5 protein-coding genes and 1 tRNA gene are annotated in these 10,628 nt (G+C 69.4%); 5 read left to right on the forward strand and 1 reads right to left on the reverse strand.

The window, feature by feature from the left end:
- Nucleotides 1–30 precede the first annotated feature (30 nt).
- From VF697_RS28550 to VF697_RS28560, 3 genes are all read left to right on the forward strand, one after another.
- Nucleotides 31–104, forward strand: a tRNA-Gln gene (locus VF697_RS28550).
- A 68-nt stretch (nt 105–172) separates the two neighbouring features.
- Complete coding sequence (locus VF697_RS28555) at nt 173–706, forward strand: non-proteolytic archaemetzincin-like protein (protein ID WP_331099896.1); 534 nt, start codon at nt 173–175, stop codon at nt 704–706.
- 107 nt (nt 707–813) lie between these two features.
- A complete protein-coding gene (locus tag VF697_RS28560; protein ID WP_331099897.1) occupies nt 814–1,782 on the forward strand; it encodes a hypothetical protein in 969 nt (322 codons plus the stop codon).
- A 73-nt stretch (nt 1,783–1,855) separates the two neighbouring features.
- Here VF697_RS28560 and VF697_RS28565 read toward each other — a convergent pair whose 3' ends face one another.
- A complete protein-coding gene (locus VF697_RS28565; RefSeq protein WP_331099898.1) occupies nt 1,856–4,054 on the reverse strand; it encodes a (Fe-S)-binding protein in 2,199 nt (732 codons plus the stop codon).
- Nucleotides 4,055–4,332: 278 nt separating this feature from the next.
- On the opposite strand from VF697_RS28565, the gene VF697_RS28570 reads away from it, so the two are divergent.
- The gene (locus VF697_RS28570; protein ID WP_331099899.1) at nt 4,333–8,646 is read left to right on the forward strand and encodes an ELWxxDGT repeat protein; all 4,314 of its coding nucleotides are present in this window, start codon (nt 4,333–4,335) and stop codon (nt 8,644–8,646) included.
- A 146-nt stretch (nt 8,647–8,792) separates the two neighbouring features.
- The coding region (locus VF697_RS28575) for an ELWxxDGT repeat protein (RefSeq protein WP_331099900.1) at nt 8,793–10,628 on the forward strand (1,836 nt) is incomplete at its 3' end.

A 10,628-nucleotide genomic window follows, 5' to 3' on the forward strand; every position in this document is an offset into this window, starting at 1 on the left:
TCCCATCAGGTCGTAACCGTGCGTACTTGCTGGGGCGTCGTCTAATGGCAGGACGTCAGACTTTGAATCTGATTATCAAGGTTCGAATCCTTGCGCCCCAGCCACCCTTCTTCTTTCCCTGGGTGGCGCGAGCTCCTGCGCTGCTCCCGTGATGCTCAAGGACGGTGGGCCCATGCCGCAGCCCCAGAAGGTGCTCCTGCTGGTCTCCGTGGGTAGCCCGCCGCCCGTGCTCATCCGAGAAGCGGTGGACGCCATTTCGTTTCAGCTCGGCCTGGCCGCGGTGGTGAGCAAGGTGGCCCTGCCCACCCCCACCTACGCCTTCAACAAGGACCGGGGCCAGTACCACTGCAACGCCATCATGCGCCGGCTGGTGACGCTGCTGGAGCCGGGGCAGTCGCTGGTGGTGGGCATCACCGACGTGGACCTCTTCGTGCCGGACTCGGCCTTCGTGCTGGGCGAGGCCGACCGGGAGTCGAAGAGCGCGGTGATGAGCGTGGCCCGGCTGCGCCAGGGCGTCGACGGCGAGCAGCTCCGGCGCCGCTTCCAGGTGGAGGCCGTCCACCAGGCGGGGCACCTGCTGGGGCTGTCCTACTGCGAGGATGCCCGGTGCGTGATGTTCTTCGCCCAGGCGCCGCAGGACTGCGACCGCAAGCAGCTAACCCTCTGCAACAACTGCCGGAATGAGCTGAACAAGCTGAACCGGTAGGCGAGCCGCACTCGTGCTTGAATGCCGCGCCCGCATGGACGTCTCCATGCGCGGTGACCCCGGAAATGGGGCGCCCTCTTTCGGGCCGGACACAGGAGCACGAGTCTATGAAGGCGTTGTGGAGCATTCTGGGGTGCGCGGTGGTGGCGGTGGGCCTTGCGGCCTGCGAGCCCCTTGATGACCTGGACCTTGGCGGTGGCGGCACGGGCGGCACGGCCTTCAGCCGTGGCTACGTCTTCATCCGCGGCGACAGCAACAGCGACCGCAACGTGTACGCGGTGGACGACAACGGGGATCCGAACTCCCCGCTGCAGCTCACGACCCAGGGGGGGGCCTACCACCCCACGGTGTCGCGCAACGGCCTGGTGGCCTTCGTGTTCAAGTCGGGCTCCACCGCCGAGCTGCGCGTGGTCCCCACCACCGGCCAGGGGACGCCCTCCACGCTGGTGGCCAACACGAGCACCGGCTGCACCGACTGCCGCGACTTCCGCTACCCCACCTTCAGCCCGGACGGCAGGACGATCGTCTTCACCGTGGTCGGTGGGAGCGGCTCCGGGCGGCTGGCGCGGGTGAACACGGACGCCAGCGGCTTCACGTTCCTCACCAACACCGCCTCCGTCTACGGTCCAGCCTCCTTCATGCCGGATGGGCTGAGCGTGCTCTCGGCGGCCGCCAGCTCCAGCAACGGCAACTTCAACACCCTCATCGAGGTGAACATGATGAGCGGCACCGCGACGACGCGCTCCTTCTCCCTGGGCAACACGGCGATCTCCGTGGTGTCTCGCATCACGGTGTCGCCGGACGGGAGCAAGGTGGCCTTCGATGCGCGCACCAGCAGCGGCGGCACGCGCGTCTTCGTGGGAGATGTCGGCCAGATCATCTCCAACTTCACGCAGGTGACGCAGGCCGGGGCGGAGGACACCTATCCGAGCTGGCGCGGCGCCACGGAGCTGAGCTACCTCTCCGATGCCGGCGGCGGTGACAACATCTACCGCATCAACGCCACGGCGGTGCGCGGCTCGGGCAGCCTCATCGTGCCCAAGGCCATGGAGCCCGCCTACGGCGGCAGCTTGTAGTTGAACGAAGGCCCGGGGACCCGCTAGCGGGTCTCCGGGCCTCCGGGGACGACTGAGCCTCGGGTGAGGCGGACTACTCGGGCTTGGCGTTCACCGTGGTGCTCGGGGCCACCGTGCCGGCGCCCTTCTTCACTTCCATGGCGTCCGCCACCAGCTCGGTGATGTCCTTCACCTTGATGCGCTCCTCGCGGCCCGTGTCGTTCACCGCGTCGTTGAGCATCGTCGAGCAGAACGGGCAGGCCACCGCCACCACGCCCTTGCCTCCCGGCTCCTTGTAGTCGCCCACCATGCCCGGCTTCTGCTTGTCCGTGGCCGACGGGAAGGGCGTGCTCGGGTCCTCGGCGTGCTGGAGCGTCAGTGCCGCCTCGTTGAGCCGGTTGTGGTTGATGCGCGTGCCGATGTGCTCCTCCATCCACATCCGCCCGCCACCCGCGCCGCAGCAGAAGCCCTCGCGCTTGCTGCGCTGCATCTCCACCACCTCGAGCCCCGGAATCGCCTTCAGCACCTCGCGGGGCGCGTCGTACACCCCGTTGTGCCGGCCCAGGTAGCACGGGTCGTGGTACGTCAGCTTCTGGTTCATCACCTGGGAGAGCTTGATGCGCTTCTCCTTGAGCAGGTCATTGATGAGCTGCGTGTGGTTGATGACGCGGTACTCGCCGCCGAACTCCGGGTACTCGTTCTTGATGGTGTTGAAGCAGTGCGGGCACTGGGTGATGACCGCCTTCACGCCCATGCTGTTCCACGACTCCACGTTCGTCTTGGCCAGCGTCTGGTACAGGTACTCGTTGCCCATGCGGCGCGCCGAGTCTCCGTTGCACATCTCCTGCTTGGAGAGCGTGGCGAAGCTCACGCCGGCCTCGCGCAAAATCTTCACCAGCGCGCGGCTCACCTTCTTCTGCTTGTCGTCGTAGCTGCCCGCGCAGCCCACGAAGAAGAGGTACTCGTACGGGCCGCCCCCATCACCCCAGGTGGGCAGCGCCAGGTCCTGCGCCCACTCGTCGCGCTTGTCCTGGCCCAGGCCCCAGGGGTTGCCCTGGCGCTCCATGCCCTCGAACACGCGCTGGATCTCCGACGGGAACTCCGCCTTCACCTGCACCTGGTAGCGGCGCATGTCGATGAGGCGCGGCACGTTCTCGATGAACACCGGGCAGGCCGTCTCGCACCAGCCGCAGCTCGTGCACGCCCACACCGTCTCCGCCTTCAGCGCGCTGCCGATGAGCTCGGGCAGCGGCTCGGTGGTGCCCGAGGGGCCCCGGCCCTCCTCAATCCACATCTGGTTCTCCCAGGCCCAGTGCTTCAGGTCCTGGTTGACGCCCTTGTGGGTGAGCGGCTTGCCGGTGATGTACGTGGGGCAGTGCGTCTGGCAGCGACCGCACTCGGTGCAGGAGTACAGGTCCAGGCCCTGCTTCCAGGTGAGGTCCTTGAACGTCGCGGCGCCGAACTCCTCCTTCTCCAGGTTGGGCGTGGGCAGCTTCGCGCTCTGCGTGTTGCGCTGGCTCTGCCCCAGGCGCAGGAAGAAGACGTTGGGCAGGCCGGTAATGACGTGGAAGTGCTTGCCCCAGGGCAGGAAGTTGAGGAACGCCAGGACGATGCCCAGGTGGATCCAGAAGCCCGCCACGCCCAGCACGTGGGCCGCCGTCCAGCCCAGCGGCCGCATGGCCATGCCCACCACGCCGGTGATCGGCTCCCACCACACGAAGTTGCCCGTGGCCGCCGGCATCGACTGCTCGCGCGGCACCATGTGGCTGCCGCCGAACATGAACTCGGTGATCATCAGGCCGGAGATGAAGCCGAGGATGAGGTAGGCCTCCCACGAGGGGCTCATGCGGTCCGGCTTCACGCTGGCGCGCACGTACACGAAGTAGGCGGCCCCCAGCAGCGCGCCCGCCGCCACCACGTCCTTGGCCAGCAGGTACACCCGGTAGACGTTGAGCAGCAGCGGGTGGGCCGCCCAGAACGGGTCCGTCAGGTCCGTGAGCAGCACCAGGGCCGTCTCGGAGAAACCCATCACGAACATCATGATGGTGCGCAGCGCCAGCACCATGAACGCCGCGTAGATGAGCACGTGCATGAGGCCCGGCGTGAACTCCTCCGGATCCACCATGCGCTTCTGCCCCAGGCCAAAGCGCACGAGCGCCGAGACACGCTGGGGGATGTTGTCGAGCCGGTTCTCCTTCTTCATGCCCAGCAGGACGCCGATGCGTCCGCTCATGGTGATGGCGAAGATGGAGAGGCCGATGACGAGCAGCAGGCCTGTGATGATGGGACTCATGGCGGTTCGGTGAACCTCGCGTTGGCCCGCGCGGCCGGGGCCGGATGCCGCGCTGCGGCAATGCTGTAACCCTGCAACCCTAACAAGGTTGATTCGCGAATCAAGCGCCCGGACGGGCCCGGGGTGACAGAGTTTTTACTGGATGCATGGCTCGCTCGTACCTCGGGCGAGGGAACGTTGACAGCCTAACCTTCCTCCACCACGTTTCCGGCCCGAAGGACCCGTGCGACGTGCGCCCACGAGGGGTGTGGCCGTCTGGCGTGGGAACGCATCCAGACATGAGAAGCTTTCGAGGAACCGCGGGCTGGCTGGCCCTGGCGCTGGCGGCAGTGGGGGGTTGTACGGACTCGAGCCCGGAGGCCGACAAGGCCCCCGAGGCGCACCTGGGGCGGCGCGGTGACGCCCTCTCCCTCGGGACGGCCGAGCTGGTGAAGGACATCCTGCCGGCCCCCGCCGTGCCAGGGCCCACGGCCGCCAGTGAGCCGCGGGACTTCCTGTGGGTCGGGGACACGCTCTATTTCACCGCCACCGACGCGCTCCACGGGCGCGAGCTGTGGGCGAGCGACGGGACGGCGGCGGGGACGCGGCTCGTGCTGGATATCGCTCCCGCGTCCATGAGCGCGGAGCCGACGGTGCTCACGCAGTACAAGGGGTACCTCTACTTCATCGCGCGCGATGACGTGTCCCAGCGGTTGTGGCGGAGCGACGGGACGGCGGCGGGGACCCAGCCCTTCGGCCCGGAATCGTTGGACTTCTACGAAGTGACCGAGATGGTGGTCATCGACGGGACGCTCTACCTGGCCGCGGGTCTTCCCTCCCCGATGAGCGGCCTGGAACTGTGGAAGAGCGACGGCAGGCGCGAGGGCACCGTGCGGGTGGCCGATGCCGCCGCGGGTGGCCCCATGTTCCCCCAGCAGATTCGCGACGTGGACGGGACGCTCTTCTTCATCGGGGAGGGCATGGGGACCGGGCGCGAGCTGTGGAAGAGCGACGGGACGCAGGAGGGGACCCAGCTCGTCAAGGACCTCAACCCGGGGACCTCGGGTTCCGAGTTCAGTACCGACTCCCCGATGGTGGTGGTGGGCAAGACGCTCTATTTCATCGCGAACGGCAAGCTGTGGAAGAGCGACGGAACGGAGTCGGGGACCGTCCTCGTCCAGAACGCCCTGCGCATGGAGCCCTCCTTCCCCCATCAGCTGACCCGAGTGGGGGAGACGTTCTACTTCGTCGCGCAGGACTGGGAGGCCGGGCACGAGCTGTGGAAGAGCGATGGCACGCCCGAGGGCACCGGGGTCGTGAAGGACATCCTTCCCGGTTGGGACTCCGGCGAGCTGCTCGCCCTGCGCGACGTGGGGGGCGTGCTCTACTTCACCGCGAATGACGGGGAGACCGGGCGCGAGCTGTGGAAGAGCGATGGCACGCGCGAGGGCACCGTGCGCCTCACGGACCTCCAGCCCGGCTCGGCGGATTCGGTGCTGAGCGAGCTCGTCGTGGCCAACTCCGGCATGTACTTCTTCGCGGCCGGCTCCACCAGCGGGCAGCTCGAGCTGCGGCGGTATGACGTGAAGTCGGACGCGACGTCGTTGCTGCGCTCCTACAAAATGCCGGCGAGCTGGTATGGGAAGGTCCAGTCCGCCTCCTCCGGGGGCACGCTCGTCTTCGCGGCGGACGCGGTGGGCCTGGGGCTCGAGCCGTGGAAGACGGACGGCACGCCGGAGGGCACCGTGCTGCTCAAGGATGTCGAGGGGAGCGGCACGGGCTCCGGCAGCCAGCCCAAGAGCCTGACGGACCTGGGCGGCACGCTCCTGTTCTCGGCCAGGGGCCCGAGCGGCGGCGTGGAGCTGTGGAAGAGCGACGGGACGACGGCGGGCACCGAGCGGGTGAAGGGCGGGTTCCAGTCCATCACCACCTCCTCCACCATGAAGATGGTGAGCATGGGCGGCGTGATGTACTTCGAGGCCACCACGGCCGAGTTCGGCTCGGAGCTGTGGCGGAGCGACGGGACGGAGGCGGGGACCTGGCTCGTCAAGGACATCAGCACCGGCAAGCCGAGCAGCAACCCGACGCTCACGGTGGTCCTGGACGGCAAGCTCTTCTTCACCGCGATGACGCCCACGACCGGGGGCGAGCTGTGGGTGACCGACGGCACCCCGGAAGGCACGCGGATGGTGAAGGACATCAATCCGGGCACCGCCTGGTCCACCATCTCGGTGATGACGGTGTGGAATGGAGCGGTCTGGTTCGCCGCGCAGGAGGCCGCGAGCGGGCGCGAGCTGTGGAAGAGCGATGGCACGCTCGAGGGCACCGTGCGGGTGCTCGACATGCGCCCGGGCACGGCGAGCTCCTCCCCCGGGCCGTGCACGGTGGTGAACGGGTCGCTCGTCTTCCCCGCGACCGACACCACGGGGAAGAGGCTGCTGTGGAAGCTGGACGCGGGGAGCACCACCCCGCAGCAGGTGACGGTCTCCGCTCCCGGGGTGATCACCGAGGCGCTGGACAGGCCGACGCTCGTCGATGGGAGGCTCTTCTTCTTCTCCACCGACTTCTGGGGTGACTTCCCCGCGCTCTGGACGTACGACGGGAAGTCCACCCGTGCCACGCTGGTGTCCCCGGGGGGCTTTGGCCGCAGCGTCGTCTATGTGGCGAGCACGGGCAAGAAGCTCCTCTTCCGGGGCTTCGACGAGGCATACGGCCACGAGCTGTGGGCGAGTGACGGGACGGCGGCGGGGACACGGATGCTCAAGGACGTGTTCCCGGGCCCCCTGAGCGGCGTGGAGGGCATTCCCATGCTGGGGCTCGCGAGTCGGGGCCTGGTGCTGTTCCGCGGCACGGACGGGACGTACGGCCAGGAGCTGTGGGTGTCGGATGGCACCGAGGAGGGGACGCACCGGCTCGGTGACGTGGGGCCGGGCGCGAGGAGCAGCGGCGTCGAGCGGTACGCGCTCAGCGGCAACAACCTGTTCTTCAACGGGAATGACGGGACGCACGGCGACGAGCTGTGGCGCGTCACCCTGCCGCCTCCTCCCGACTCCACCCCGCCCACGCTGACGTGCCCGGTGGCGGTGACGGTCGAGGCCACCTCCGCCTCCGGCGCCACCGCCACCTGGGCGGACGCCCAGGTGACCGATGACGTCACGGCCTCGCCCACGGTGACGTACAGCTCCGCCTCAGGCTCGTCGTTCTCGCTGGGGAAGACGAGCGTGAAGGTGACGGCGAAGGACGCGGCGGGCAACGAGTCCTCGTGCTCCTTCGACGTGACGGTGCGCGATGCCACCGCTCCGCGGGTGACGTGCCCAGCGGACGTGGAGGTGGAGGCCAGCGGCCCCGACGGTGCCTTCGCGAGCTACGAGGCCGCCTCGGCGAGCGACGCCGTGACGGCCAGCCCCGAGGTGACGTACAGCCAGGCCTCGGGCAGCACCTTCCCCGTGGGTAGGACGAAGGTGACGGTGACGGCGAAGGACGCGGCGGCCAACACGGCTTCGTGCTCCTTCCACGTCACCGTGAAGGACTCCGGCCGGCCCTCGCTGACGTGCCCGGTGAGCGTCGTGGCGGAGGCCACCTCGGCCTCCGGTGCGCTCGTGATGTACGAGGCGGCCTCGGCCTCGGACTCGGTGTCCTCGGCGGCGGTGACGTACAGCCAGGCCTCGGGCTCGGAGTTTGGCCTGGGCACCACGAAGGTGGTGGTGACGGCGAAGGATGTGGCCGGCAATGCGTCCACGTGCTCCTTCGACGTGACGGTGCGCGATGCCACGGCCCCGGTCCTCACCTGCCCGGCGGACCTCTCCGTCGAGGCCGCGGATGGCTCCGGTGCGGTGGTCTCCTTCGCGGCGGCCACGGTGAAGGATGCCGTGACGGCCAGCCCCGAGGTGACGTCCAGCCACGCCTCTGGCTCCACCTTCGCGCAGGGCGAGACGGTGGTGACGGTGACGGCGAAGGACGCGGTGGGCAACGCCAACACCTGCTCCTTCCGCATCACCGTGAAGGACACCGTCGCCCCCGCGGTGACGTGCCCGGCGTCCATGACGGTCGAGGCCACGGGCTCCACGGGGGCGGCGGCGACGTTTGCCGCCACCGCGACGGACGCGGTGTCGGCCAGCGCGGCGGTGACGTACAGCCACGCCTCGGGCAGCACCTTCCCGCTGGGGACGACGAGCGTCACCACCACGGCGAAGGACGCGGCGGGCAACGAGGCCACGTGCGCCTTCTCCGTCACGGTGCGCGACACCACGGCCCCGAGCCTCACCTGCCCGGCGGACGTGGAAGTCGAGACGCGCGAGGCCCCGGGTCGCTCGGTGGAGTACCCGGCCGCCACGGCGAGTGACGCCGTGACGACGAGCCCGGCGGTGACGTACAGCCACGCCTCGGGCAGCGACTTCCCGGTGGGCTCCACCCTCGTGAGCGTCTCCACCCAGGACGCGGCGGGCAATGGCGCCTCGTGCTCCTTCCACGTCACCGTGAAGCCCGCGGCGAAGTCGGATGAGGGCGGCGGCCTGGGCTGCGCCTCGACGGGCAGCTCTCCGCTGGGCCTCTGGGGCGCGCTGGCGATGCTTGCCTGGGCGGCCCTGCGGCGGCCTTCCGCCCGCCGGAGCTGAGTCGTCGAGTCGAAGTCCCGCCCGGCCCGCTTCCAGAGCGGGTCGGGCGGCTCTCTCCCCTGAAGGCCCCGCGTGCGCGCGGTCCGCTCGGGCTTCGGGGGAGAGGTCACAAGGGGGCGTCAGACCGCGCGGGAATCATCCACGACATGAAGAGCATTCGAGGAACATGGGGCTGCCTGGCCCTGGCGCTGGCGGCGATGGGCGGGTGTACGGACTCGGGGTCGCGAGCCGACGCACCGACACTTCTGGGCCAACAGCGGAGCGCGGTCGCCGTGGGGGCCCCCGAGCTGGTGCGGGACTTGCGCCCCGCCGCGTCCAAGAATCCGCCGAGCGATCCGGGGAGCTTCGCGGTGATGGGCGGCACCGTCTTCTTCAACGCGGGGGACACGCTCCACGGGCGCGAGCTGTGGGCGAGCGATGAGACGGGGGGCACGCGGCTCGTGCGCGACATCCTGCCCGGTGGCCGCGACTCCCATCCAGGCGGGTTCGCGGCGGTGGGCGAGCTCATCATCTTCTCCGCGGTCGAGGAGGACGGCACGACCCGCCAGCTCTGGCGCAGCGATGGCACGGCCGAGGGCACCCGGCGCATCACGAACATGGCCGGTGGTTTCCAGGTGTGGGAGCAGCTCGTCGTCGGCGAGACGCTCTTCCTCTCGGTGGTCGACGGGGCTGGTGACGTCGAGCTGTGGAAGAGCGACGGGACGTCCGAGGGCACCCTGCGGGTGAAGGACCTCTGGCCGGGAGGCTCGTCCTCGCCCGTGTTGATGCAGGACGTGGGGGGGACGCTCTACTTCGCCGCGAACGACGGGGTGACCGGGTTCGAGCTGTGGAAGAGCGACGGGACGCCCCAGGGCACCGTGCAGGTGATGGACATCACCCCTGGGGCCGCGAGCACCTTTCTCGGCCGGGAGCTGGTGGTCATGGGCGGGACGCTCTACTTCACCGCCGCGCACCCCACCGAGAACGGGGTCGAGCTGTGGAAGACCGATGGAACGGTGGAAGGCACCCGGCGCGTCAAGGACATCTGGCCCGGCCCCGAGGGCTCGGCTCTCATGTACCTGACGGTCCTGGGGGACGTGCTCTACTTCATCGCGGACGACGGCGTCTGGGGCCGGGAGCTGTGGCGGAGCGACGGGACGGAGGAGGGCACGCGGAGGGTGAAGGACATCCTCCCGGGCTCGAGCGCGTCCGAGCCGTACGGCTTCCATGTCGTGGACGGGGTGCTCTACTTCAGCGCGCGGACCTGGGACTTCGGGCGCGAGCTGTGGAGGAGCGACGGGACGGAGGCGGGCACCTGGCGCGTCACGGACATCGAGCCGGGAGAGCGTGACTCCCTGCGCAGCACGCCCGTCCGGGCCGGCTCCCGCCTGTACTTCTTCGGGATCCGCTCCTCGGGCGGCTACCAGCTCTGGCGGTACGACACGAAGACGGGCGACACGGCGCAGCTGCACTCCTACAGCCCGGTGGTCTGGTACGGCACTCCCCCCTGGGACACCGCCTCCGCAGGGGACACCCTGTACTTCTTCGCCGACGACGGGCGGGGCGTGGAGCCGTGGAAGACGGATGGGACGCCCGAGGGCACGGTGCTGCTCGAGGACATCCACACGGACAACGGCCACAGCGCCCCCAGGAACCTGGTGGACCTGGGCGGGACGGTCCTCTTCTCCGTGTCCGGCGCGGGCTCCGACGCGCTGTGGAAGAGCGACGGGACGGCGGCGGGGACGAGCCTGCTGCGCGACGGCTTCGCGGCTTTGTGGAGCAGCCACGAGGTCGTGGGGGGCGTGGTGTTCTTCCCCGCGAGGACGGCCGAGGCCGGGGTGGAGCTGTGGCGCAGTGATGGGACGCCCGCGGGGACCTGGCTCGTCAAGGACATCAACCCTGGCCCGACGGGCAGCGACATCCAGCTGCTGGGGCAGGCGGGCGGGAAGCTCCTCTTCTCCGCCTGGAGTGGAGGCTTCAGGCTGTGGGCGAGCGATGGGACG

It is taken from the genome of Archangium sp., from assembly GCF_036388035.1.
In the GTDB taxonomy this organism is placed as follows: domain Bacteria; phylum Myxococcota; class Myxococcia; order Myxococcales; family Myxococcaceae; genus Archangium.

Coding starts and splice junctions, on each gene's coding strand:
- VF697_RS28570 (WP_331099899.1), top strand. CDS start 4,333: ATGAGAAGCTTTCGAGGAACCGCGGGCTGGCTGGCCCTGGCGCTGGCG.
- VF697_RS28560 (WP_331099897.1), top strand. CDS start 814: ATGAAGGCGTTGTGGAGCATTCTGGGGTGCGCGGTGGTGGCGGTGGGC.
- VF697_RS28565 (WP_331099898.1), bottom strand. CDS start 4,054: ATGAGTCCCATCATCACAGGCCTGCTGCTCGTCATCGGCCTCTCCATC.
- VF697_RS28555 (WP_331099896.1), top strand. CDS start 173: ATGCCGCAGCCCCAGAAGGTGCTCCTGCTGGTCTCCGTGGGTAGCCCG.